Origin of the sequence: Paenibacillus solisilvae (assembly GCF_042656405.1) — a bacterium.
In the GTDB taxonomy this organism is placed as follows: Bacteria; Bacillota; Bacilli; order Paenibacillales; family Paenibacillaceae; genus Paenibacillus_Z; species Paenibacillus_Z solisilvae.
Genome location: NZ_JBHSOW010000022.1, coordinates 1 through 26,406 on the forward strand (window position 1 = coordinate 1; position 26,406 = coordinate 26,406).

Sequence of the window (26,406 nt, forward strand, 5' to 3'; positions counted from 1 at the left end):
GATTGAATACCGGTGCGCGCTGGCAGCATAGCTTTTTTCTAATGTCTACTTGACAGGGGTATGACCATAATCTCATACCCGACAGCTTTTTTTATTGTCCTTTGCCCAACAGAAACAGGTTGAAAATTCATAACCATCCGAAGGCTTTATAAGGATTGCACAAAAATTTTATTCGTTATTTTCCATCCATTTAAAATGGAAGCTTCCTTTTTGATCAAGCCGCTCGAACGTATGCGCCCCAAAATAATCTCTTTGCGCTTGCAGCAAATTAGCCGGCAGCCTCTCTGTACGATAGCTGTCATAATAAGCTAATGCGGAAGCAAAAGCAGGAACCGGAATTCCTCTTGTTACGGCAATCGAGATGACTTTTCTCCAAGCTTCCTGATAGTTTTCAACGATACCGCTGAAGTATTGATCCAAAAACAAGTTTTTAAGAGCCGGATCCCGGTCATAAGCATCCTTAATATTTTGTAGGAATCTTGCGCGGATAATACATCCTCCGCGGAATATCATCGCAATGCTGCCATAGCTCAAATTCCAATTGTACGCGTCGGAAGCAGCTCTCATTTGCGCAAAGCCTTGCGCATACGAAGCGATTTTGCTGGTGTACAATGCTTTGCGAACGGCTTCGATGAATTCTTTAGGATCGCCGTCATAGCTTGTCGCCGCTGGGCCATTCAGCTGCTTGCTTGCGGCCACGCGTTCTTCTTTCATCGCGGAGATAAACCGCGCAAACACGGATTCGGTAATAATGGACAAGGGAACTCCCAAATCCAATGCGCTTTGGCTGGTCCATTTCCCGGTTCCTTTTTGCCCTGCCGAATCGAGGATGACATCCACCATCGGTTTGCCTGTATCCGGATCTGTCTTCTTGAAAATATCGGCTGTGATTTCGATCAAATAACTATCCAGCTCACCATTGTTCCATTCAGTGAAAATATCATGCAGCTGGCTTGTATTTAAGTTCAATACATCCTTGAGTAAGTGATACGCTTCGCCAATGAGCTGCATATCGCCATACTCGATGCCGTTGTGTACCATTTTGACATAATGACCGGCGCCGCCTTCTCCGATGGAAGTCGAGCAAGGATCGCCGTTCACTTTGGCCGAAATTGCGGTCAAGATGGGCTCTACCAGTTCATAGGCGTCTTTTTGCCCGCCCGGCATAATCGCAGGTCCATTCAGGGCTCCTTCTTCGCCGCCCGAAACTCCAGCGCCGATAAAGCGGAATCCTTGCGCTTGCAGGTCCGTATTTCTCCGTTGTGTATCAGGGAAATACGCGTTTCCTCCGTCGATGAGAATATCCCCTTGATCCAGGTAGGGAACGAGCTGATTAATGGTATCGTCCGTTGGTTGTCCCGCTTTGACCATGATTAGGATTTTACGCGGTGTCTCCAGCGATTGAACGAATTCTTCGACGCTGTACGTGCCTGCGAAATCTTTCCCTTGCGCTTCCGCGAGCAGCTCCTTCGTTTTCTCAGGCGAACGGTTATATACTGAAACCGAGAACCCTTTGCTTTCGATATTCAAGGCCAGGTTTTTACCCATAACGGCCAAGCCGACCACGCCAATTTGCTGTTTTTTCATTGTAATTACCTCCGTGTTATTCCTGCCTTGTTGTAGACAAACGCTTCAAGAGCTCTGCTTTTTGCGCCTCAAAACCAGGCTTGCCCAGCAGCGCAAACATATTGATCTTGTATGCTTCCACGCCAGGCTGATCGAACGGGTTCACCCCAAGCAGCAAGCCGCTGATGCCGCATGCCTTCTCAAAGAAATACACCATTTCGCCGTACGTATATTCATTCAGCTCGTCCAGCTCGACAATCAGATTCGGCACGCCTCCATCAACATGAGCAAGCCTTGTGCCTTCAGCTGCCTTCTTGTTCACTTCGTCCATCGTCATGCCCGCAACAAAATTCAATCCGTCCAGATTGCCCGAATCCTCTTGAATAGTCAGCTCTACCTGCGGCTTCTTCACCGAAAGCACCGTCTCGATGAGATCGCGCCGGCCTTCTTGGACATACTGTCCCATCGAATGCAAATCGGTCGTAAAATCGACGGATGCGGGATAAAGACCTTTCTGGTCTTTTCCTTCGCTTTCGCCGAACAGCTGCTTCCACCATTCGGAAACAAAATGCAGCGATGGTTCAAAGTTAGCCAGCAGCTCGATCGTTTTGCCTTTACGGTAAAGGGCGTTGCGAACGGCCGCATATTGATAGCTCTCATTGGAAGCCAGATCAGGATTGTTGTATTTCTTCGCGGCGGCAGCAGCCCCTGCCATCATTTGATCGATGTCAAGCCCTGCAGCCGCAATAGGCAGAAGCCCCACGGCTGTAAGAACGGAATAACGTCCGCCTACATCGTCCGGAATAACGAAAGTTTCATAACCCTCTTCATCGGCAAGTTTTTTCAATGCACCCTTAGATGAATCGGTAGTCGCGAAGATACGTTTTTGCGCTTCCGCTTTACCGTATTTCTTCTCCATATAATCGCGCAGAATACGGAATGCAATCGCAGGTTCCGTCGTCGTGCCCGATTTGGAAATAACATTCAGGGAAATATCTTTGCCATCCAGCAGCTCCAATAAATGAGTGATGTACGTCGAACTGATATTTTGGCCGGCAAAATACACTTGAGTATTGCCGCTCATTTGATTGTGAAACGTATGAGACAGCGCTTCGATCGCAGATCTTGCGCCCAAATAGGAACCGCCGATGCCGATGACGATCAAGGCATCGGAATTGCTGCGAATGCGCTCCGCTGCATCTTTGATTCTTGCAAACTCTTCTTGATCATATTGAAGCGGCAGATCCACCCAGCCCACATAATCGGATCCGGGGCCCTGCTTCTCATGAAGCATCCGATGAGCCACATTCACAAACTCGCCGAAATAATCCACTTCATGCTGCTGGATAAACGATAGTGCATTGGAATAATCAAATGAAATCGTCATTGTATGCTTCTCCTTTTAACCCGTGTATGGTAAAGCGCAACTTAAAGTTGCGCTGTTTTTTTCCAGTCGGCAGCGAATTTCTCCATCCCTTGATCTGTCAGAGGATGCTTGGAGATTTGTTCGATGACCGCAAATGGAATCGTTGCAATATGAGCACCAGCCATCGCGACGCGAGTCACGTGATCCGGGTGACGGACAGATGCAGCGATGATTTGCGCATCCAAGTTGTGCGTACGGAACAATTCGGCAACTTTTACGATTAATTGGACGCCGTCTTCCGAAATGTCATCCAAGCGGCCAAGGAACGGGGAGACATAAGTTGCTCCAGCGCGAGCGGCTAAGAGCGCTTGGTTCACAGTGAAAATCAACGTCACATTTGTTTTCACGCCTTTTTTTGTCAGGTAACGGCAAGCTTCCAAACCAGCCAGCGTCATCGGAAGTTTGATGGTGATGTTTTTATCGTTGTTGTTGATTTTGATCAGTTCGTTTGCTTGTGCAATCATTTCTTCGGCTGTAACCGCATCAGGCGTTACTTCGGCAGAAACGGATTCAACCTCGGGCACTTCACGCAAAATCTCTGCAATTCGATCTTCGAATTTCACACCTTCTTTGGCAACCAGGGATGGATTCGTCGTAACACCGGATAAAACGCCGACTTTATACGCTTTTTTGATGTCTTCCACATTTGCAGTATCGATAAAAAATTTCATAGTTAACTACCTCCGTTTTTTTAATTACTCATTTAAAATCGAACTAAAGATGATCGTTTTACTTCAATAATTCTTTCGTCAGACGAACCACATTATCCGTTGAGAAACCAAAGTATTCCATGACCTCAGTACCCGGTCCTGAAGCGCCGAACGTATCGATGGACAACACGTTGCCGCTTGGACCCGTGTAACGTTCCCAGCCCATCGAAATACCGGCTTCAATAGCTAAGCGCTTCGTAACGGAAGCAGGCAGTACCGACTGCTTATAGGCTTCGGATTGACGGTTGAACAGTTCACGGCTCGGCATGGCAACCACGCGTACAGAGATATTATCCTTCTCAAGCTCTGCTTTGGCGCTCACGGCAAGTGAAACCTCGGATCCGGTTCCAATCAGGATGACATCCGGCTGATTGTTGGTTTCCGTCAGGACATAAGCCCCTTTGGCTATTCCTTCAACATTTGCCTTGGTTGCTTCATATACAGGCAGATTTTGTCTGCTCAGCACTAGGGCTACCGGACCCTCATTTTGCTGCAAGGCATACGCCCATGCGCTTGCCGTTTCATTGGCATCGGTCGGCCTGATGACCGTAAGTCCAGGGATCGTGCGCAGTGCGGCCAGGTGCTCGACGGGCTCATGCGTAGGTCCATCCTCGCCGACAGCGATCGAATCATGGGTAAACACGTAAGTAACAGGCAGTTTCTGCAGTGCAGCCAGACGAATCGACGGGCGCAAATAATCGCTGAACACGAAGAACGTGCTTACGAAAGGTTTTACGCCGCCGTGCAGCGCCATACCGTTGCCCGCTGCGCCCATTGCATGCTCGCGGACGCCAAAGTAGATATTGCGCCCCGCATAGGATTCAACGGCAAAAACTTGCTCTCCGCTGATATCGGTCATCGTCGAATGCGACAAGTCCGCGCTTCCTCCAAAAATCGAAGGAACTGATTTAACGAAATGATTGATCGCTTGACCGCTCGCTACACGGGTTGAAACCGTCTTGGAAGTGTCGAAGGTAAGGATGTCTGCAGCATCAATCGAAACGGAACCGTCAATGACCTTCTCAAGCTCCGCACCAAGCGCTGGATGCTCTGCTCTATATGAAGCGATCAATTGCTTCCATGCTTCTTCTTTTGCCTCGCCATTTTGTTTAAGCTGTTCAAAGTGAGCTTTGACTTCTGCAGGAACCGTAAATTCTTCCTCATAGTTCCAGCCATAAACGGCCTTGGTTGCCTTTGCTTCTTCTTTGCCAAGCGGATTGCCATGCGCTTTATTCGTTCCCGCTACCTTGCTGCCGTAACCGATAATCGTCCGGATTTCAATGATTGTCGGCTGCGAATCGTTTTGCTTGGCTGCTTCGATCGCTTTAGCAATTTGCTCGATGTCGTTGCCGTCCTCAACCCGCAAATAGTGCCAGTTCGCGGATTCCGCTCTTTTCTGCATGTTTTCCCCGAAGGAAAGATTGAGTTCTCCGTCCAGGGAGATGTCGTTGGAATCGTACAATACAACTAATTTGCCTAGCTTCATATGTCCTGCCATGGACATTGCCTCGTAAGAGATCCCTTCCATCAAGCAGCCGTCTCCGACAAGCGCATACGTATAATGATCGACGACCGGGAAACCGCTTTGGTTGAATTTCGATCCCAAATGCGCTTCAGCCATCGCCATCCCTACCGCCATTGCAATTCCTTGCCCCAGAGGACCGGTTGTTGCATCAACGCCATCCGTGTGGCCAAATTCAGGATGTCCTGGCGTTTTGCTGTTCAGCTTGCGGAACTGCTTCATGTCTTCAATCGAAACGTTATAGCCGGACAAATGCAGAAGACTGTAAAGCAAAGCCGAGCCGTGACCCGCGGATAATACAAAACGGTCGCGGTTGAACCATTTTGCATGGCCCGGATTGTGATTGAGTTGTTTGGCCCAAAGTGCATACGCCATCGGTGCAGCTCCCATTGGCAGCCCAGGATGACCGGAATTGGCGCTGTTTATCGCATCGATAGATAAGGTTCGGATCGTATCAATAGCTAACTGATCAATTGTTTGGGTGATAGGCATATAATTCTCCTTTTTTGTTTTTGATTTCTTGTTCAGGCTTGGCATCGAACCACCAATGATAGCCGTCCTTCGCCAACAGCGCATCGGACTCGGCAGGTCCGTAAGTACCCGCTGCATACAGATGAAGCGGAACCAGATTCTCTTCGAATGCTTCTAAGATGGGTTGAACCCATTTCCATGACAATTCGACTTCGTCCCAATGCGCAAAGAATGTGGGATCTCCGTGCAAAGCGTCGTGAATCAAATTTTCGTAAGCCTCTGGAACATCGTCTCCACTTGCATGAAAGTCAATTTGAATGGGCTTGAATTCTCCTCTGTGCTGAGGATCCCGCGTATTCAATTGCAGTGTAATACCTTCGTTCGGACTGATTTCAAATACCAGAAGATTAGGCATTTTACTATCATCGTTTGCCCACGAGGACTGCTTGAACGGTTCTTTGAACTCGATCACGATTCGCGTCGATTTCTCGTTCATTCTTTTGCCTGTTCGGATATAAAAAGGAACTCCCCGCCAAAAATAATCGTCAATCCGCAGCTTAGCGGCGATAAACGTGTCATTCCTTGAGGTTTCGGCAATACTTGGTTCGGACGTGTAGCCGACGACCGGCTTCCCTTGGATCGTTCCTGCTCCATACTGTCCGCGGACAATATGGGAGATGACATCCTCTTTTTGCAGCGGCTCCAGGGATTCCATCACCATTTTCTTGTTTAAGCGCACATTCTCTGAGGTACTGTTGTTCGGAAGGTGAATCGCCAGCATCATAAGTAATTGGAGCATATGGTTTTGGAACATGTCTCTTACAGCGCCCACATGATCGTAATAACCTGCTCGTTCTTCTACACCGACGGTTTCGTTTGCCGTAATCTGCACATTGGCAATGTAACGATTCGTCCATAAGGCCTGAAGGACCGGATTGGACTGCTGAAGAACTTCGAGCTTCTGCACCATCGGCTTGCCGAGATAATGATCGATCCGGAATATTTCATGTTCCGCAAAAGCTTTGCTCAGTTTTTGATTTAAATCCCGAGCAGATTGCAAATCATGGCCGAAAGGCTTCTCGATCACCAGACGCTTCCAGCCATTCGCGGAACCAAGCCCGCTTTCCTGGATGTTAGCTGCGATCGTTTCAAAAAATTCAGGTCCAACGGATAAATAAAACATACGGTTCGGTGAAAGGCGAAGCTCTTCTTCACGCTGTTCAATCAGCTGCAGCAGCTTCTGGTAATCTTCTTTGCGGCCTACATCGAGAACACTATAACGGAATGCCTGCAGGAAATTTTTCAATATTGCAGGATCATTCGCTTCGCGTCTGGAAAACATACGGAGAGATTGCTCGACATTCGCTTGAAAAGTTTCATCCGACAATTCTCTTCTTCCAAGACCGATCACGGAGAAGGATTGCGGCAGCTTCTGGTCGACAAACAAATTATACAAGGCAGGGTAAATTTTTCGTTTGGCTAAATCCCCTGTCGCTCCAAACAAGACAAACGTGGTAGCCTCCATTTTCTCTTCTCCTTCCAGCAGCGCTTCTATTTAGCTCTGGTTTCTTTTTCGTAGTTCCACTATAATACGAATATCACCTATACGAGTAATTAATATATTTCACAGGAGCTATAGACCACGTCTATGATCAATTACGAGCTGTACAAGGTTTTTTATTGGGCTGCGAAGACAGGGAGCTTGTCTAAAGCCGCCAAGTCGTTGTTCCTCACTCAGCCGAGCGTCAGCCACGCCATCAAGCAGCTGGAAGATAACTTCGGCATCAACTTGTTTTTCCGGAATTCCAAAGGCGTCGCGCTGACGCAAGAGGGCGCCATACTCTATTCCTATATTGAGAAGTCCCAAATCTTAATCTCACTGGCGGAAGAAAAAATGGCGGCGCTTAAAAATCTGGACAGCGGCGAGCTGCGGATCGGCGGAAGCGATTCGCTGTTTAAGCATTATTTGCTCCCTTACCTGGAAGACTATCATCAAAGGTTTCCCGGCATTAAACTGCATCTGAATCATGGGACTACACCGGAAACCATCTCTTTCCTGAAAGAAGGCAGAATCGATTTGGGCGTCGTTCGCATGCCCATCGTCGATGCCCAGCTTGAAGTGATGAGGGGCATCCAGCTGCAGGATTGCTTTGTAGCGGGGGCGCGTTATGCCGAGCTTAAGGACATGGTGCTGTCGCTGGAGATGCTGCTCCAGTATCCTGTCATCCTATTCTCGCGCAATAGCCGGGTACGGATGGCCATCACGGAACTATTTGAAAGCTACGGCCATGAAATCAAACCTGAAATTGAGGTGGGAAGCGTGGATCTACTCATTGAGTTCGCGCGGAAAGGCCTAGGAATCTCTTACGTGACCAGAGAATTTGTTGCCAAGGAGCTCGAAGAGGGTTCTCTCTTCGAAATTCAATTAGACATCAAGCTGCCGCCCTCCCAAGTCGGGTTCATGATTATGCGCAATATGCCGCTATCCAATGCGGCAAGCAAGTTTATTGAGCTTATGAAATAGCTAAGAACCCCGTTCATTGTCATAGCCAAGTCCTCTCTATTTCTAATGGCTTCAGATAGGGTGAACCCTTAGAAAAAACAAAAGTCCACGATAGATATCGGGGACTGAATCAGTTATTTAGGGTAGCACGGAAGCTGACTATCTAATATTTCCTTCGAATATGACTAAGAAAATGCCTGTGAATCCGTTTCATACGTTTGTTCTCAACTGCCGCTACTTTCGGATAGCTGAGCGCCTGCTTCAACGGGACGATCTGGTACTTCATTTGATCCCCGGTTCCGGTCCGGCTGACCCATGTGGGAATGTACTCCGCATTCGCAAGAAGAAGCGATCCGGATTTCGTTTTGCGTACCTTCAAGCGGACGATGACGCCGTTTAGTGTATGGTCATTTCCATGCAGCCGGGTACAAACGAAATTGCCTAGTGAATAGATGGCAAACCGCTTTTTGCTGATGCCCGACTGGTCTTTGGTTCGCACGAAAACGGCCGGTTGGATAACATGGGGATGCGATCCGAGTACGACGTCGGATCCGTATTTGAATAACAAACGAACCAGCTTTTTCTGGGAAACGGATGGTTTTTTGTGATATTCGTATCCGAAATGCAGACAGACGATAATGATGTCCGCTTTTGCTTTCAACCGGTCAATGTCCGCCTTTATTTTCGAAGGACTGATCCGGTTGACGGCCCATGCACGGTCTTTCGGTACGGGAATTGAATTGGTGTCTCTGGTATATGCCAGCACACCCACCTTGATGCCTTTCACGTCCCGAACCAATAATTTCCTTGATTCTTTTAAGTTGCGGTTGGTTCCGGTATGCGCAATTCCTTGGGTATCCAGCACGCGAAGCGTCCGGTTCAGTCCTTTGATCCCGTAATCCATGCAGTGGTTATTGGCGGTCGTTAGCACGTCGAAGCCGTGCTGCTGCAATGTTTTGGCGAATTCGTCAGGACTATTGAAAACGGGATTTCGGGTTTTTGGGTTTCTTCTCGATTTCGTATAAACGTGTTCCCCCGAATCACCCGGCTTGAGGGTTGACTTCAGGCCGGCAAAGGTCGTTTCGAGGTTGCCAATCGTTAAATCGGCATCTCGCAGGTAGGAAGCGACCGGTTCGAAAACGTCGCCGAAATCATAGTCGTTAGTACCGGCTTTGCGCATGGTGGCTGTCATTAACGGCTTCATGAGAATATCGCCGACAGCGGCAATGGTGATTTCCGTCGTCAAAGTCATCTCTCCTTTGGAACCGGATTGGGCGGTCGGAACCCACTCTTTTCTCAGTTTATGCCTCCTCCCTTTAAATTGACATTGCAGTAAAACCCGACCTTAATGGCCGGGGTTCACGTAATGGATAATAGATTAAACAGCATGGACTTTTATGATTTCGAAATTAAAACGGTTCCGCGCAGATGGCTGCGGCGATCTGTTAACGAATCCCCTCTCTTTTGCATGCAGCGCTCTACTTCATACTTAATAAATCGCTTTCACAACATGTGTTCGAATTTGATGCCTGCGAAGTAAACCTTCTACATATCTGCTGCATTGGATGTGCGTTCTGAATGTCGTTCTTGTGCCCCATCCCCTAAAGCTTTCAAGTTATAATGCTAAGTTGACAAACGCTTACACTATCTTTCGGATTCCTAAATTTTTCAAACCTTTTATAAAAATATATTTCTCAATCTTCATTCCCGCCTTCTAATTCCTATGCCTTTGGCATTTCCGACCTCGACATTCTATGCAATAGAAGAAGCGAAAGGATAAAGCGGTCTTTCTTGCACAAAATCACAAGTTAGTATACTATGTAGTATGAGAACGTGTACAATGAATGAAAATGCTTAACGGAGGTGAACACAGTGAATAAGAAAAATATAACGCCGCCCAAATACCAAATGGTTAAGGACTATGTCTTGTCTCAAATCGAAAATAATGAGATTTCGCAGGATGACCGAATCCCGAGCGAATCGGAATTCGCGAAGCTGCTTGATGTCAGCTCCATTACGGTGCGGAAGGCGCTTGCGGACTTGGTTAATGAGGGGGTTATTTACCGGATAAGGGGAAAAGGAAGCTTCGTGGCCAACCAGAACACGCCCGTGGAGAAAGCATCCAGTTTAATCGCTTTCGTTATTTCCGGTATTGAAATGTACGATAGTTCCTATATGCAGATTATGAAGGGGGTTCAGTCCTTCATTGGCAAACAGGATTGCAAGCTCATCATTGAATTCGTTGAGAATAACATTGAAGAAGAGCAGGACGTCATTCTTAATCTGATTCAATCGGATGTCCGGGGCATTCTCATCTACTCATCCAATCCGGAATACGCCAAAAACTATTTGGATGAAATCCGCAAGAAATCGATTCCATTTGTTATGCTTGACCGGTTTCCGGCCGGCTTTCCGGTGAACTGTATTTCTTGCAACAACCATGACGGTGCGTATGAAGCTGTGGAATATCTCATTCAACTCGGACACCGCAATATTGGTTTTGCAGCGTTCGACTTCCACCTAAGCCCAGAGGTTGAGCGTTATAACGGTTATCGCAATGCCCTGTCCGGCGCATCTCTTCCGCTGAATCAGGAAATCATTTATTTGGATAAGGAATTGGATTATGAGAGGCTGATTCCCAAGATTAATAACGGGGAGCTGTCTGCTTTATTCTGTGTTAATGACAGACGGGCGCTAGAGTTACTCGAACAGCTGACCGCACGGGGGGTCAAAATTCCTGAGCAAGTATCCATCATGGGCTTCGACGACTTCGAAAGCTCTAAATTTGCAAAGGTTTCGTTAAGTACGGTTAAACAGCATTTTGACGTGCTCGGTTATGAAAGCGCCAAGCTTCTGTTCGAGATTAACAATGCCTCAACTTATGGATACAAAAAAGTACTTTTGTCTACCAGTTTAATCATTCGAGAATCCACTATTTCCCCAGAGGGGCCCTAACGACTGTGGCTATTCATGTTTATATGGAGCTGAACGGCGGTTTATAGTGGTCGCAAGAGGACAGCGGTGATTTGCTGTCCTCGATGTTTTGGATAGATTTGAGCCTATCCTCCTGGATCAATGCTCCTGGATCAATACTCCTCATCCAAACTGTGTTTAACCAAATCAGCATATTGTATGAGTTCGTGGAACCCGACTCCTAGCCCGATGGATATGCGATGGATGTCGTCCAAATTAGGCGCAACCGCAACTCCTCCTATTCCGTATCCTCTTTCTAAATAACCAAGGTAATCAGAGTTTAGACCGGAATTAAGAGCAAGTTCACTCAGAGACAGCCCTAGCTCAGAGCGGCGGTTCTTAACATAGTTTCCGAACCGGTTCTTGTTCAAATACAAGCCTGTTCGCCCCCTCCTAAATCACAATCTATTTAGATAATACCTGGTTATCCGCGTGTTTATACCAAAAAATACCCGCTCTTGTAAGAACGGGTACTAAGACATCTTTTTTCATTTGCCAGCGTTTTTATTGAATCGATAGATTAACTTCTATCATCCTAGTATGCCTCATGTCGGGGGCACAGCGAGCCGCTTACAAGGTGCCCCTTGTACCATACCGATTGACGCTTCGCTCTTCGCGCCACCGCTTCCGCCGAGCAGCTTGCATGTACCAGAACAAAGCTTGCAGCATCTCCGGCCTTAGGCCATAATTGCCTGCCCTCATGATCAAGCGGCGTTAACCCGCCCGTAATGAATCCAAGGGATTGTGACAATGACAATTCATCTCTGCACCCATACAATTCTGCGAACCGCCCTGCCTTCTCCAGTTGATCTCCATTTCCGAAAGGAGACCAGTGATCGGTAAGGCTGTCTGTTCCGAGTTTCACGTTCACGCCATGATTATGCAGCATTGGAAGCGGCATCGTAGTTCTTCCAATCGGCACCGTCGATGCAACGGACATGCCCAGCGATCCCATCCGCCCGGCTGCTTCTTCCGCTTCTTGCGGCTCTGCGCCGGCAAACCAGAAGGCATGACTGACCGTCACTTTTCCTTGCAGTCCGGCTTCTTCGGTCATATCAGCCAGCCTCATCATCGTTTGCTTGCCTGCTTCACCGCCGTCATGCAGGTGAAGATCAATGCCGGCATTATGTTGAACAGCCAATTCTACCATAGTCTGCAGCGACCTCTCAATATCCCCGTCGACCGAATAAGGATCTACTCCTCCTACATGGGATGCCCCCTCCGCCAAAGATTGCTTCACGAGCTGAACGGAATCCGACCGAAGCAGCCCATGCTGAGGAAAAGCTACAATTTCAGACGAAATTTTACCGGAGAAATTGTCCAGTGCCCGCTTGGTTGCTTCTAGCCGGCGCAGCCCGCTGACAGGCTCGATATTGCAATGGCTGCGGACATGGGTGGCGCCGAATCCTTGTATAAGCGTCAAGATGCTCTGGGCTTGCTGCTGCGACGTGGACAGGAGCTTGGGCAGCAATACTTTCTCTTCCTCAATCCTCTCGAAGATGCTGGATACAGGGTTAACCGCTTTCCACGGTCCGTCGAAATACGTTTTATCCAAATGGATATGCCCCTCTTCGAAAGAAGGCAGCATCAATAACGACTTACAATCGTATTTGGGAAGATTGCTCTGGAGCACCGATTCCGTCCCAATAACTTCGGCAATAGCGCCGCCCTCGATTCGAATATGGCAATCCTTCGTACGGGTGCCTGCCACATGTCCATTTTCCATGACATAACCTTGTTCTAATCTTACATTCGTTAACAAGTAAGCCGTATTCAACATGCCATCCCTTCCTTCCCCAAACGATTCATCTTGGTACCCAAGTTAAGCCCCGCGTCAGCCGCGGTGTGATTAAGAAACGAGCTTCTTTCTTCCGGTATACCTTTATGGTACCATGTCCATTAACGAACGAAAAATATTTATAACGTTCATTTTTCATACTTTTATCGTTTGGAAGGAAAGGAGATTATTGGATGGACATTCGCCAGCTTCGCTATTTCATCGCCATCGCCGAAGAGAAGCAAATTACGGCCGCCGCGCAGAGATTGCATATGGCTCAACCCCCGCTTGGACAACAGCTGAAGGGCATGGAACAAGAGCTTGGGGTCCAACTTGTCATGAGAACGGGTAAAGTGCTCGAATTGACCGACGCAGGACAGGCTTTGTACAAGCATGCGCTGCTTCTGACGAAGCTCATGGAGGAGGCGGAGACCGAGGTAAAAGAAATCGGCATCGGCATGAGGGGCAAATTGACGGTAGGCGTCAACACATTATCTTCCTCCCCCTTGCCGCAATTGCTGCGCGCCTTTAAAACCCGCTATCCCGGGGTCACGTATAAAATACAACAAAATGAATCCGCACAGCTTCTTCGGCTCATTAGAGAGCGGTCCATCGAGCTCGCCATTGTACGGCTTCCGTTGGAACTCAGCGATTTTGAAGTGCTGCGGCTTCAATCGGAATCCTTTTATTTTGTAACAGCCAAGACTTCCACAGCTGAATCGCATGCCTTCACATACGGGGATATCCAGTGTTACCCGCTGATTCTGCCCAGTACAGAAGGCCTTGGACTCTATCAGAGCATTATCGATCAATTTACCGAGCGGGGATTGCAGGCGAACGTAATCGGGGAGTGTTCAGATATCGTCACGTTACTGGGGTGGGTGTCCTCTGGAGACGGGGCGACGATCATACCGGAGTCCATACTTAAATTGTACCGTGGGTATGACGTCCAATCCTTCGCCATCGCGGACAGTCAGCTGACATTCGCAACCGGATTAATCTGGCTGAAGGATCGTTATTTGACAAAAGCGGCACTTCATTTCATTGAACTTATGGAAGAGATCATCGGACGGGAGAGAACGGTCAAGGAGCAAGAGGACTAACGAAAAGATGGCCGAGGTTCCCCGGGTTTCATCGTTTTAAATTTGAAACCCATGGGACAACAGTTGTGAAAATGCAACTTCCTTACATTCAAAATCTACTTCAGCTTCATCTTCCCTTCCTACAGCAATTGAAATGATTTCACCATCCATCGGATGGAAGGTGTAGTAGTGGTAATTTTCATCCATGATTCTTTCTCCGTGAACAGGTACAGCAAATGACAAGGGCGGGAGTGAAAATCCTTTCCCAACCGCCTTCATCACGGCTTCTTTGCGTGTCCAAACTCTGTAAAACGCCTCAACCTTCTTGGCAATCGTTATCTCTGCTTCTATAAGCATTTGCTCCTGAGACACAAAGACGACCGGCATTAGCTCTAGCGGATTTTTGTTAATCCCTTCAACATCAATGCCTGCCTCGTCAATGGAGGAAATGACACAGGCAACAATTCTTTTTGAATGGGACAAGTTAAAGAAGATTGGAGCTTCATTGACGCAATTTGGGTGTAAATATAATTTTCCAAATGGATTTTTCTTAAAAGCTATCTTCTCCGGTTGGATCCCCAGCATCTGCCCTAGTATCTTTTTGAGCAGCAATCTTCCTGTATAAAATTCAATCTTCTTGTGATCGACCAGATACCGTTCATAGATCGTTCTTTCTTCGTTATCTAGTAGACTTAAATCATCGATCCATTCCGATAGATTTATATTCTCAGGGAGCTGTACCCAGTATATGTTCAGCGTTGACTCTGCTTTCCTTACATTCACAGCCACTCCCAACGAAAGTCCCCCCTTTCCTTTATACCACCTGCTTCTGCTGCTGCTCTAACTTCTTGGTCATACTCATAAACGGGATATGTACCACAATTTTCAGAGTCATGCCGATCCCGAAGAATATAACAGCATACAGTAATGAATCTAAGCTGAATAAATAACCAAAAATCAGAAATCCACACAATCTCCCCAGCCCGTTTAACACCATCATTCCGGCGCCATATCGGCCAAATAGTTCTCTTGGTACCACTGTTTGATAAAAGGAAGCAAAAAACACCAAATAAAAGCTGAATGCCAGGAAAAGCAGGAAACTAATCAGACCAAAAAATAGCACAGGATAATACTCATTATCCTTTAATAGCTGGATGAAATCCGGATGACCTAAGAACAATAACGGGATAACAGGCACACACATACCCAGGATACCGATTCCAATATTGTTGGCTACTCCAAATTTCTTCATAGGAGGCACAGTAAAAATAGCCAAGATCGACCCAATGGTGGAAATGCTTTCAACAATTCCATAATCTGTTCCCTTACCGCCTAATACCGTTACAATGATATAAGGAAAGCCCAATAAGATAAACGGATACATAAAAAAGTGAGTTAAAAATGCATTAGAAACGATCGAAGTGATTCGTTTGTCTATGAAGAAAACTTTAAACCCGTCCCACATATCCTTAAATAGATGGAGCTGCCGGGCTATTACACTATCCACTTTTGGGAGTGCCATAAAGAAGATTGCCAGGGCGGAGATCATAAAGGTAAATCCGTTAACCAACAAAACAGGTCCTATTCCTACCAAGCTGTATACGAGGGTTCCAAGAAAAGGGGCCATTATTTTCATGGTTTCGTTAATCGTTTTTTCAAATGAATTGGCAGAAACAAGCTCTTCTTCTTTGACAATACTGGGCAGCAGAGATATGAATACAGGACCATAACAGATTTCACAAGTAGAGATAAATAAGACCGTGAAATAGATAAAAGGCAGGCTGATCGTCTCCGTCCAGCTAAAGACAAATAAACTAATACAAAGCATACCCCGTAAAACATCCAGCAGAATCATCCATTTTTTCTTGTTGAATCGATCCGCCAATACGCCGGCAATTGGACCAACGATGAGATAGGGAACCATCCCCAGCGCTAAAATAGACGCAAATTTCTCCGGTGATCCTGTTAGTTTCAACACATAAAGCGCGAGCGCGGCATTCAAAAAGTAGGTACCAAATAAAGATGTCGCTTCCGAGAAAATTAATAACGCAAAACTGCGTTGTCTAAATAAGGAGAAATTCATCTTGTTGTCATCTTCCCCTTCCGCCGCAGCAACGAAGAGACCAGGACAAGTTCTTCACTTCTGCCGATCTGCCGTAAGCTCCATGAAGAACTGTCTTCGTCCTTGTCGTGTGCATATATATTTATCAACTACATCAAGTTACGGAATTACTTTTCCCTCATCCTTTACTCGGTTCAAGCTGCTCCACCAAAGATTGGACAATTTGTACATACTGCTGCATCATTTCCAGTATTTTTGCTTTGTTTAAACGGGCATTGTACATACACTCCACATACAGATGCATGGGATGCTCGTGAAGCACTAGAAGCAGATCACATTTCTCTGCGAATCTCATTTCTGATATAGATGCATTTCTGCGCATAAATCCAGGGATCAATCCATTTTCAGTCTTCGCTGTCTTCATAAACGCTAGATCAATGAATGGATAATTCGGGGATTCCGATTCTTTTAACTGTGCTTGCACGATATGGAACAGGTCTGAAATCTGCTCAATTTGACTAAGCTCGATGGTTACTAAATTGATGTTGTCGTTCCAGCCTGCAATTGTTGGGATCGTTATTTGATCCTGTTCAGTCAGCTCCGCTTGCAGATAGAGGAACAATGCCAGCATTAACTCCGATTGATTAACCTGCATGTTCTCGGCAATCTCTTGTAAGGATGCAAACCTTTCACCCTCAATGGTGAAATTCAATGTGCCATTAGATAATCCGGCGTCCACAGCAAAGTATTCTTCAGGATATGGAATGGCTTGAATAACCGGGTTTTGATCTTGGAATGTGGTTTGCCGGATATAAGCCGCTAACTGTGAAATCGATGGGTAAGCAAACAAATTGGTCACCGTCACGCTGGCATACAGGGGCTCAATGAGGCTATGCACCTGAATCAATGACATGGAGTTACCGCCGATATCAAAGAAGTTATAATTCGTTCCCACACCCTTAATTCCGAGCACCTGCTCCCAGATCTGAATTAAATCTTGTTCGACTTGATCTAACGGCGCGGTATGCTCCGCTTCCAAGTTGATGATTCCTTCGATTTCAGGCAAGGCGCGCCGGTCGACTTTCCCGTTTTGTGTAAGCGGAATCTGATCCAATACCGCAAATTGCGCTGGAATCATATAGCCGGGTACTTTCTTTGCCAAATAATCCCGCAGCGCGGTTGGTGTAAGCTCTTCCTCTGAGACGATATAGGCAATCAGTGATTGACCATCCTTGCAGATGACCGCTGCTTGACGAATCGACGGGTGGAGAAGCAAATGACTTTCGATTTCTTCCAGCTCTACCCGATAACCTCGAATTTTCACCTGATGATCAGCACGGCCAAGGAATTCGATTCTCCGGTCCGGCAGTAACCGTACGATATCTCCGGTACGATAGATTCGCTCTCCATCCACGAAAGGATTGGGTAAGAATCTCTCTTCAGTCAGATCTGGACGATGGAGATAACCTCTTGCCAGCCCTGCTCCTGAGATAAACAATTCGCCAGGCACCCCGACTGGTACTGGGTGAAGCTGCGAATCTAAGACGTAGACTTTATGATTGCTGATCGGTTTTCCAACGGGTACACTGCTTCGATCCGCTAATTGCTCCGGATCTACAAACCCAGCAACCGCACCGACACAGGTTTCTGTCGGCCCATAATGATTGAGTACCTGAACATGCGAATACGTTTGGAGGAAGCCTCTCATTTCCTCCGCATGCATCGGTTCACCGCCTAGAACCACTAATCGCAAGGCTTCACATGCTTTACGCCAATGATCGGGAGATGCATGCAGCATCATGCGAAATAGCGAAGGTGTCCCTTTGATAAAACTAATTTGATGTTCACCCATATAGGCTAATAACGCCTCTGGATTCTGTACCCATTCTTTATCGGCGATATGAATGACACATCCATTTAATAGAGATGGATACAAACTGGTATAGCCAAGGTCAAATGCGTAAGAGGAAAGCAGCATCGTACGGTCATCAGCAGTTACATTCGCCGTCTCCGTAAACCACGAAGCATAGTTGACCATACTCCGGTGATCCACCATCACCCCTTTTGGCTTCCCCGTACTACCGGATGTATAGATGACATACATCAAATCGTCCGGGCGATTCCCACTCTCCGGATTCGTCGCTGGCTGTTTGGTCAGTGAATGATCATGGATATCTACAATCTTACCTTGGTATTCGATTTGATCGATCAAGCTGCTTTGCGTAATCAACACTTGTGCGCCGCTGTTGTCTAATAAATAGCTGACACGTTCCGATGGCAGCTCCGGATCCACAGGGACATAAGCCCCGCCGGCCTTTAAGATGGCTAGAATCCCAATAACCACTTCAACCGATCTCTCTACCATCAATCCCACGATTGTCGAGGTAGCAACACCCTGTTGATGAAGCTGCCAAGCCAGCTGATTGGCCCTTTCGTTCACTTGAAGATAGGTTAAGCTGACTTCACGATGAACAACAGCAAGCTTATCCGGCGTTCTGCGCACTTGTTCTTCAAATAACTGATGAATGGTCCGGTCAGCCGGAATCACAGCCTCGGTTTCATTGAAGTCGAAGAGGATCTGTTGTTTCTCTATTTCGGTTACCATTTCGATATTCGCCAAACTTTTCTCCGGCTGAGCGGTGATAGATTGAAGAATGAGCCGGTAATGTGCAGCCATCCGTTCCATCGTTTCTTGTGTAAACAACCCTGTTGAATATTGGAAAGTAAACCGGAGCTGTTCATCGGTTTCCTGCGCATATAGACTAAGATCAAACTTAGCGAGCGGATAAGTTGTCTCATAAGGCTCAAACCTGATTTCACCGGTACTGCTTTGCGGAATATCCGGGTATTCCATCGAAAACATGACATCAAATAACGGATTTCTGCCGGGATCCCGTTTCACTTTTAATTGATCAACCAAGTATTCGAACGGGTAATCTTGATGACCATACGCCGCTAATGCTTTAGCCTTCACCTCTTCTACATATTGTAAAAAGGTCTTATCGCCGCTAGGATTCGTACGAATAGCCAACGTATTGATGAACATTCCAACCACATTCTCAGCATCTGCATGTGTCCGTCCGGCGATCGGTGTGCCAATGATCACATCATCTTGCCCGCAATATTTGGCCAGCAGCACATTAAATGCTGCTAATAGGATCATATAGTTCGTCGTGCCCGTATTTGAGGCTAGCTGCCTTAAACCGGTAATTACAGAAGCATCTGCTGTAAGCGATACGGAATCCCCATCGTATTGTTTGACGGCAGGGCGCTTGAAATCTGCCGGCAATTGGAGAACTGGAATCTCTCCTGTAAACTGGTTCACCCAATAGGTTTCTTGCTGTTTCATCATTTCTGATTGAAGCAGCTCATTGTGCCAGGCTGCATAATCTTTGTATTGTATGTGCTGCTCCGTTAAAGCCCGGCCTTCATATAAATCCATGAGCTCACGAAGGATGACTCCGATCGAGGCTTCATCCGAGATAATATGATGCATATTTATGACAAGGATAAAATCCTTGCTCGTGCGTTCCAGAACGGTTGCCTGGAAGAGCGGAGCCTGTTTCAAGTCAAATGATTGACTGACCAACTGCTGCACCCATTCATCTTCGGATTCTTGTGATACTCGAATGAAATCGACTGTGAGTAGAACAGGCGGATGAACCTTCTGCATCACTTCGCCTTTAACCAGCTCAAAGCTGGTGCGCAGCGATTCGTGTCGCTCTAAGAGCGTTTGCCAGCTTTCTTGGAATCGTTTCTGATCCAAATATCCCATAATCCGAACGGCAATAGGTATGTTATACAGCAGTTTGTTATCTACTATTTTCTCCAAGGTAAACATTCGTCTCTGTGCAGAGGATGCCGGGTAGTACTCTTGTTGCGCAACTACCGGAATGGGCTGGTGCTGCCGCTTTTCCGCCTGCATCACAAACTGAGCCAGCTTCTCCACAGTTTGATAGGTGAAGATATCTTTGATCTCCACTTCCACTTGTAATTCTTTGCGCAATTTACTGACAAGAATGGTTGCTTTCAATGAGTGACCGCCCAATGCAAAGAACGATTCCCGAACACTAATACGCTCCAGACTGAGTACGTCTTGCCATACCATGGCTAGTTTGATCTCCCACTCATTGCGCGGCGCAATCAGCTCCTGTTCCAGATAACCCCCGGCCTGCGGTGCCGGTAATTGCTTGCGGTCTACCTTGCCATGTGCTGTCAGCGGGATATGTTCAAGCTGTATAAAATAGCTCGGAATCATAAAGTCAGGCAATGACTCAGCGAGATGCTCACGCAGATCAGACACCGTTAATGGCTCCGAGCCAATTACATAGCCAACCAAATATTTATCATGTTGATCTTCTCTAGCGATGACTACGGCTTCTTTTACAGTCTCAAGCTGCAATAAGTTGTACTCGATCTCACTAACTTCCACACGATAACCGCGGATTTTTACCTGCTGATCGATCCGTCCAAGAAACTCAAGGGTACCATCAGGGAGCCATCTAACTTGATCACCTGTTTTATATATTTTTTCACCTGTCTGGAACGGGCTGCGGGTAAACTTCTCATTCGTCAATTCAGGCTGATTGAAGTATCCTCTGGCGACACCTTCCCCTCCAACCCACAGTTCACCGGGTACTCCAACCGGACGCAGCATTTCTGCCCCTGGATCAACGACATAAGCGGTGGAGTGCCGCAGCGGCTTACCGATAGGAAGAGCAGCATCAAAATCGCGATTTACATAATAGGTTGTCGAAAACGTCGTATTTTCCGTTGGTCCATAAGAATGGATCACCTTGAGCTTCGGACAATGTTTTCTCACCACATTCACATGATTTGTGGATACAACATCCCCGCCCACCAATAACGTCTGTACCGTGGAGAACATCTCTGGATTTGCTTGTGACAATTGACTAAACAAAGGGGATACCAGATGAACGATATCAATTTGATTATCCGCTAGCTCGCGCTCAAACTTGTCAGGATCAAGCAATTTCTCTTTATCCAGCAAATATAGCGATAACCCGTTTAATAACGGACCCCAAATTTCTAATGTGGAGATATCAAAGGCAAAATTGCCTGTCATCAGCAAGCGGTAACCTGGCGAAAAGTCAATAAATTCCTGATTGATGACCAGCCGAATCACGTTGCGGTGCTCGATCATCACACCTTTTGGTTTTCCTGTTGAACCGGATGTATAAATGATATAGGCCAAATCGGACGGATCATTCACCTCGGCCAAATTATGCGTATGCGGATTCATTGCCTCTCCTGAAGGACGGCACAAATCGATAACTTCACCTGTGAAATGGAGACGATCGATCCATTCAGGTTTGGATAACAGCAAGGATGCCTGGCTGTCCTCAAGTAAAAATTCAATCCGCTCTTCGGGATACTCGGGATCGATAGGCAGGTAAGTCCCCCCCGCCTTTAGAATGGCCAGCGTTCCAACAGCCATCTGGGTGGAGCGTTCCACCATAATGCCTACAATGGATTCCCGTACAACCCCTTTTTCACGCAGCAAATGAGCCAATCGATTTGCTTCTTCATTCAGCTCTTGGTAAGTCAGCTGTTTCTCTTCATAAACAACTGCGATTTGACCAGGAGTTTTGGCCGCTTGCTCCTCAAACCAGTGATGAATGGTCTTGGACCGCAATGCAGCCAGCTCGCTTTCTGACTCCTGCTGGTTAAATATAGTGATGATCTGATTTCTTTCCGCTTCCGTCAATAAGTCCTGTTCTTCATACACTGCCATCGGATCTTGGATGATGGACTCTAATGCCTTCTTATAATAACCGGCGAGCAAAGATATTTGTTCTTCGCAGAACTGTGTTTGATCCCATTGTAATAATAATTGCAGATGATCTGATTGATCTACGCTAAACTCCGTTGACAGCGCAAAGCTGTTATAGGTTCTCTCTCTAAACTCCAGTACACGGAATTGATCCAATTCCTGCAATGAATCCAGAATATGAAAATGTGTAAAGTTAAAAATCACTTCGTATAAGGGGATGCCGCCAAAATCCTGCTGAATTTGTGCGAGCGGATAACGGCGATAAGTTAAGAAAGATTGTTCTTGATCAAATATTTGATGGATCAAATCCGTCCAAGTTCCACCGGACAGTGTAACTCCAAACGGCAGCGCATTGAGGAAAAGCCCCAGCGTTCTTTCGCCATCATGACCTTCCGAGCGTCCATTAAACGGCACACCTGTAATGACCACAGGCTGTCCACTCGCCATCTGCAGCACACGGAAATGGGCAGCGAGCAATACGCTTTTCAATGGCACTTTCATCTGGCTGGCAAGCTGTTTCACCGAAGCAGATACAGCTGACGGAATCTCAACTCTCTTTTCACGTATCAGGTGCTGCTGTTCCGTTTTAGAATTATGCCAACGCGGAATCTCATGGAATGGGGATGCTGATAATTGCTCTTTCCAGAAACGTTGGTGCTCCTCTGACTGCAGGGCTGCTCTCTCCATCGCAACATAATCACGGAATTCAGCTTGTGGTGCTTGCCAATCTTTCTCATTGTGATTCACGAAAGTAACATAAAGGCGGAATACCTCGGCGAATAAAGATGCCACGCTCCATCCATCTAGAATCGCATGATGTTCCATGCAGGTAAACTGAAAGGTCTCCGCCGTGCGAAGATGGATAACGATTTTGAACAATGGAGCTTCTGTCCAGTTGAAATAAGCCGTTTCTTTCTGTTCCTTCCAGTCAGCCAACCATTCTTCTTGCTGCGGTGACGACAGGTGGCGCAGATCAACGACTTCAAACGGAATTTCCACATTTTCATATACCAGCTGCAAAGGCTGGGTATAGCTGGTCAAATCAAACGAAGTCCGTAATACCGGATGATCGTTCATTAAACTGGCAATTGCCTGCTCCCATGCCTGTGGATGATAGGGAGCCTTTAGGTGATACGAAGAAACATTGAGATACGTCATTGAATCTTGATGGTAACTGCTGTGAAACAGCATCCCCTCTTGAAGTTTGGTCAATGGATAGGCATCAATAATCCCCGAAGGCAACCGGGTACGATCTTCGTCCGTGATCAGCTGGAATGGTGCAGTTACAGGCTGGTTATCTTCCATACCATTTGAATTTCCCATTACATGATGAGCTAATTCGCTAATGGTCTGGAAACGAAATAGATCCTGCACCGTTAATGGATAACCAAGCTTCCGTGCTTCATTCAAAATTCGGATACTTAAAATGGAGTCTCCGCCTGCTTCAAAGAAATTATCTTCGACTCCAATCGGCTGAACTTGCAGCACCTGCTCCCAGATCGAAGCTAATTTCTTTTCGATATCCGTGCGGGGAGCAGCATAAATTCTTGGGCCATCCTTATATTCAGGTGCCGGTAAAGCAGGATAATCTACCTTTCCGTTATGGTTGAGCGGGATTGCACCTACTTCAACAAATGCCGCAGGTATCATATAATCTGGCAATCGCTCATGTAAATAACTGCGCAGTCCATCCGTCAGTATAGGCGATCCAGGCTGTTCTGCTGCCACATAAGCAACAATTCGTTTTCCGGCCTGTTGATCTTCCTTCACTGCAGCAACTGCCTCACGAATGCCCGGGTATTGAACCAGGATGGACTCAATTTCTCCAAGCTCGATGCGGAAACCGCGGATTTTCACTTGTTGATCTATTCGTCCATGGTATTCAAGCTCACCGTCCGGCAAATAACGGGCCAAATCTCCGGTCTTATACAATCGTTCACCGGCTTCACTCGTAATAAACCGTTCTGCTGTTAATTCAGGCCGCAGTAAGTACCCGGGAGTGACGCCTGCTCCGCCTACATACATTTCTCCTACTACACCCGCTGGTACGGGCTGTAAATGGCGATCCAATACGTAAACGTATAAATCAGGAATCGGGATGCCGATACTATTCCCTTGTCCCTTTTCAAGATCCGCTGAGGTAATACGGCGATAGGTAACATGAACCGTGGTTTCCGTGATCCCGTACATATTGACCAGCTGCGGTGTTTGATCGCCATACAACTGGAGCCAAGGGCGCAAACTTTGCAGCTCCAGTGCTTCACCGCCGAAGATGACATAGCGTAATGGCAGCCTCCGGCCGGGCGGATTTGATTTGGCTGCTTCAATTAATTGCCGGAAAGCAGATGGCGTTTGGTTCAACACGGTTACTTGTTCCTGCTGAAGCAACTGATAGAAATCTTCCGGTGAACGACTGATCCAGAAAGGAACTACAACTAATTTTCCACCGTACAGCAAAGCTCCCCAAATCTCCCACACTGAAAAATCAAAGGCGTAGGAATGATAAAGCGTCCACACATCATGTTCCGTAAAACCATACCAGTCTTCCGTAGCGGCAAACAAACGCGTCACATTTCCATGGTCTACTACTACGCCCTTGGGCGTACCTGTTGTCCCTGAAGTATAGATGACATAGGCGAATTGGCGTGCAGACACCGGCAGCTCCAGATCACGCTTGCTATGCTGGCTGATATTGCGCCAATCCGTATCAAGCTGTATCTGTGTCACGGACAGCGGCGGCAAGCTTTGGCTTACTTCACTCTGGGTCAACAGCACTTTAATTTGTGAATCCTCCAGGATAAATTGCAAACGGTCAGATGGAATCTTCGGGTCAAGCGGAACGTACGCCCCTCCTACTTTTAAGATGCCTATAATCGCAACAATCAGATCCAGAGAACGTTCCATACAAATCCCCACAAGCGAATTTGCGCGTATCCCCCGCTGTACCAGCTCATGAGCCAATTGATTCGCTCTATCATTCAGTTCCTGGTATGTATATTGTTTCTCCTCAAAGACAACAGCAGCTGCATGAGGCATGCGGGCAGCTTGTCGTTCAAATAATTGGTGAATGGCCTGTTCCGTATCAAAATAACGCGTATGTTGTTTCATTCGGGCGTCTAACCGTGCTATATCTTCCGCCGTGACCATCTGTAAACGAGTAAGCGATTGATCCGGTGCTTCTATTCCATGCTGAAGCAATCGTTCGAAATGAAGGGCCATGCGCTGAATCGTTTCTTCCTGATAGAGATCGGTATTGTATTCAATAGAGCATGCGAAACCATTCGCCTCTTCTACTAGTGTCAATGTTAAATCAAACTTCGCGCTCTGGCTGGGAAGTGAAAGCGGCGTACAGATCATACCTGGTAATTCCCATGCCGCAGCAGGCGTATTTTGCAGGACAAACATCACTTGAAATAGGGGCGAAATTACCGCACTCCGCTCAATCTGCAATTCATCGACCACTTTGTCAAACGGAACATCCTGATGATCGTATGCATCTAACGTGACATGACGAATTTGATCTACCAATTGCCTAAATGACCAGCCTTCTCCAATTCGGCTCCGCAGCGCTAACGTATTCGCCACGAAACCAATCAAATCTTCCATCCCGGCTTGATTGCGGCCCGCTATCGGCGTCCCAACCACAAGATCATCCTGTCCCGAATAACGATACAGCAGCGTTTGATACGCCGCGAGTAAAGTCATAAATAACGTAACGCCTTCATCTCTGCTGAATCTTGATACAGCCTCTGTCAGCTCCTGACCAATAGAGAAGGAATAAGAAGCTCCCTTGTAAGCTTGCACGATTGGACGGGGTTTATCTGTCGGCAGCTGCAGGACTGCCGGGCTGCCCTGCAGCTGCCGCTTCCAATACGCAATCTGATCCGCTAATTCACCTGATTCAACTCTTTCTCTTTGCCACTCGGTAAAATCTGCATATTGAATCGATGATTCAGATAGGCTGCTCGGTTGATCATTAACAAAATGGCGGTACAGCTCCAGCCATTCTTTTATCAAAATAGCCATCGACCAGCCATCCGTAATGCTATGATGCACGGTAATGACTAGAAAATGCTCATCCTCCGATACTTCCAGGAGGCGTGCACGGAGCAAAAGATCGTTTTGCAAATCAAATAATCGACTGGATTCTGCCATAGCCGAGGCCTCAATCCAGCTTTCTTGATCGATGCCGGATGAAAGATCGATGAGGGACACCGGCAGAGAAATCGACCGCTCAAGAGCAATGACTTGAACCAGTTGATTCTGCTCCATACGAAATGAGGTTCGAAGCGATTCATGCCGGTTGACAACGGCCTGCAAACTTTTTTCAAGAGCATGGTTATCCAAAGCACCTTGCATCCGAATCAGATAAGGCAGGTTGTATAAGGGACTCTCAGGAGCCATTTCACGGAAAAACCATTGGCTTTGCTGGGCATACGATGCCGGAAACACATAATATTGTTCAGGATCGGTTAAATCCTGCTGTTTCTCATGCTGGTTTTGTTCGCTCATTGTTTGCT

The 26,406-nt window shown here is 46.9% G+C and carries 14 protein-coding genes; 3 read left to right on the plus strand and 11 right to left on the minus strand.

The features are described 5' to 3' along the window. Positions 1-168: 168 nt before the first annotated feature. The 5 genes from gndA to zwf are packed head-to-tail and all read right to left on the minus strand — an operon-like array spanning position 169 to position 7,220. The gene (gene gndA / locus ACFPYJ_RS06160) at positions 169-1,587 is read right to left on the minus strand and encodes an NADP-dependent phosphogluconate dehydrogenase (RefSeq protein ID WP_379187189.1); all 1,419 of its coding nucleotides are present in this window, start codon (positions 1,585-1,587) and stop codon (positions 169-171) included. A gap of 16 nt (positions 1,588-1,603) precedes the next feature. Beyond that, a complete protein-coding gene (locus ACFPYJ_RS06165) occupies positions 1,604-2,953 on the minus strand; it encodes a glucose-6-phosphate isomerase (protein ID WP_379187190.1) in 1,350 nt (449 codons plus the stop codon). 41 nt (positions 2,954-2,994) lie between these two features. After that, on the minus strand, positions 2,995-3,663 hold the full coding sequence (gene fsa, locus ACFPYJ_RS06170; protein WP_379187191.1) for a fructose-6-phosphate aldolase: 669 nt from the start codon (positions 3,661-3,663) through the stop codon (positions 2,995-2,997). 58 nt (positions 3,664-3,721) lie between these two features. Then, a complete protein-coding gene (tkt, locus tag ACFPYJ_RS06175) occupies positions 3,722-5,710 on the minus strand; it encodes a transketolase (protein WP_379187222.1) in 1,989 nt (662 codons plus the stop codon). After that, on the minus strand, positions 5,694-7,220 hold the full coding sequence (gene zwf / locus ACFPYJ_RS06180) for a glucose-6-phosphate dehydrogenase (protein ID WP_379187192.1): 1,527 nt from the start codon (positions 7,218-7,220) through the stop codon (positions 5,694-5,696). The genes tkt and zwf overlap by 17 nt, the downstream gene beginning before the upstream one ends. Positions 7,221-7,343: 123 nt before the next feature. Between zwf and ACFPYJ_RS06185 the strand changes: the two genes are divergently transcribed. Then, on the plus strand, positions 7,344-8,219 hold the full coding sequence (locus tag ACFPYJ_RS06185; RefSeq protein WP_379187193.1) for a LysR family transcriptional regulator: 876 nt from the start codon (positions 7,344-7,346) through the stop codon (positions 8,217-8,219). A 142-nt stretch (positions 8,220-8,361) separates the two neighbouring features. Here the strand turns inward: ACFPYJ_RS06185 and ACFPYJ_RS06190 are convergent, their stop codons facing one another. After that, positions 8,362-9,444, minus strand: coding sequence for a CapA family protein (locus ACFPYJ_RS06190; RefSeq protein WP_379187194.1), 1,083 nt, complete (start codon positions 9,442-9,444; stop codon positions 8,362-8,364). Between the two features lie 626 nt (positions 9,445-10,070). Between ACFPYJ_RS06190 and ACFPYJ_RS06195 the strand changes: the two genes are divergently transcribed. After that, positions 10,071-11,153 carry a substrate-binding domain-containing protein gene (locus tag ACFPYJ_RS06195; protein WP_379187195.1) on the plus strand — a complete coding sequence of 361 codons (1,083 nt, stop codon included), beginning with the start codon at positions 10,071-10,073 and terminating at the stop codon, positions 11,151-11,153. A 131-nt stretch (positions 11,154-11,284) separates the two neighbouring features. Here ACFPYJ_RS06195 and ACFPYJ_RS06200 read toward each other — a convergent pair whose 3' ends face one another. Both ACFPYJ_RS06200 and ACFPYJ_RS06205 read right to left on the minus strand, forming a co-directional pair. After that, positions 11,285-11,548 (minus strand): helix-turn-helix domain-containing protein, encoded by a 264-nt coding sequence (locus tag ACFPYJ_RS06200; protein WP_379187196.1) that lies wholly within the window; start codon positions 11,546-11,548, stop codon positions 11,285-11,287. A gap of 158 nt (positions 11,549-11,706) precedes the next feature. Further along, entirely contained in the window at positions 11,707-12,951 is a 1,245-nt protein-coding gene (locus ACFPYJ_RS06205; RefSeq protein WP_379187197.1) for an amidohydrolase, read from the minus strand. 191 nt (positions 12,952-13,142) lie between these two features. On the opposite strand from ACFPYJ_RS06205, the gene ACFPYJ_RS06210 reads away from it, so the two are divergent. Continuing rightward, entirely contained in the window at positions 13,143-14,051 is a 909-nt protein-coding gene (locus ACFPYJ_RS06210; RefSeq protein ID WP_379187198.1) for a LysR family transcriptional regulator, read from the plus strand. A 36-nt stretch (positions 14,052-14,087) separates the two neighbouring features. Here the strand turns inward: ACFPYJ_RS06210 and ACFPYJ_RS06215 are convergent, their stop codons facing one another. The 3 genes from ACFPYJ_RS06215 to ACFPYJ_RS06225 all read right to left on the minus strand — a co-directional run bounded on the left by ACFPYJ_RS06215 (position 14,088) and on the right by ACFPYJ_RS06225 (position 26,398). Further along, positions 14,088-14,819, minus strand: coding sequence for a 4'-phosphopantetheinyl transferase family protein (locus ACFPYJ_RS06215; RefSeq protein ID WP_379187223.1), 732 nt, complete (start codon positions 14,817-14,819; stop codon positions 14,088-14,090). 25 nt (positions 14,820-14,844) lie between these two features. After that, the gene (locus ACFPYJ_RS06220; RefSeq protein ID WP_379187199.1) at positions 14,845-16,113 is read right to left on the minus strand and encodes an MFS transporter; all 1,269 of its coding nucleotides are present in this window, start codon (positions 16,111-16,113) and stop codon (positions 14,845-14,847) included. Positions 16,114-16,270: 157 nt separating this feature from the next. After that, positions 16,271-26,398 (minus strand): non-ribosomal peptide synthetase, encoded by a 10,128-nt coding sequence (locus ACFPYJ_RS06225; protein WP_379187200.1) that lies wholly within the window; start codon positions 26,396-26,398, stop codon positions 16,271-16,273. Positions 26,399-26,406 lie beyond the last annotated feature (8 nt).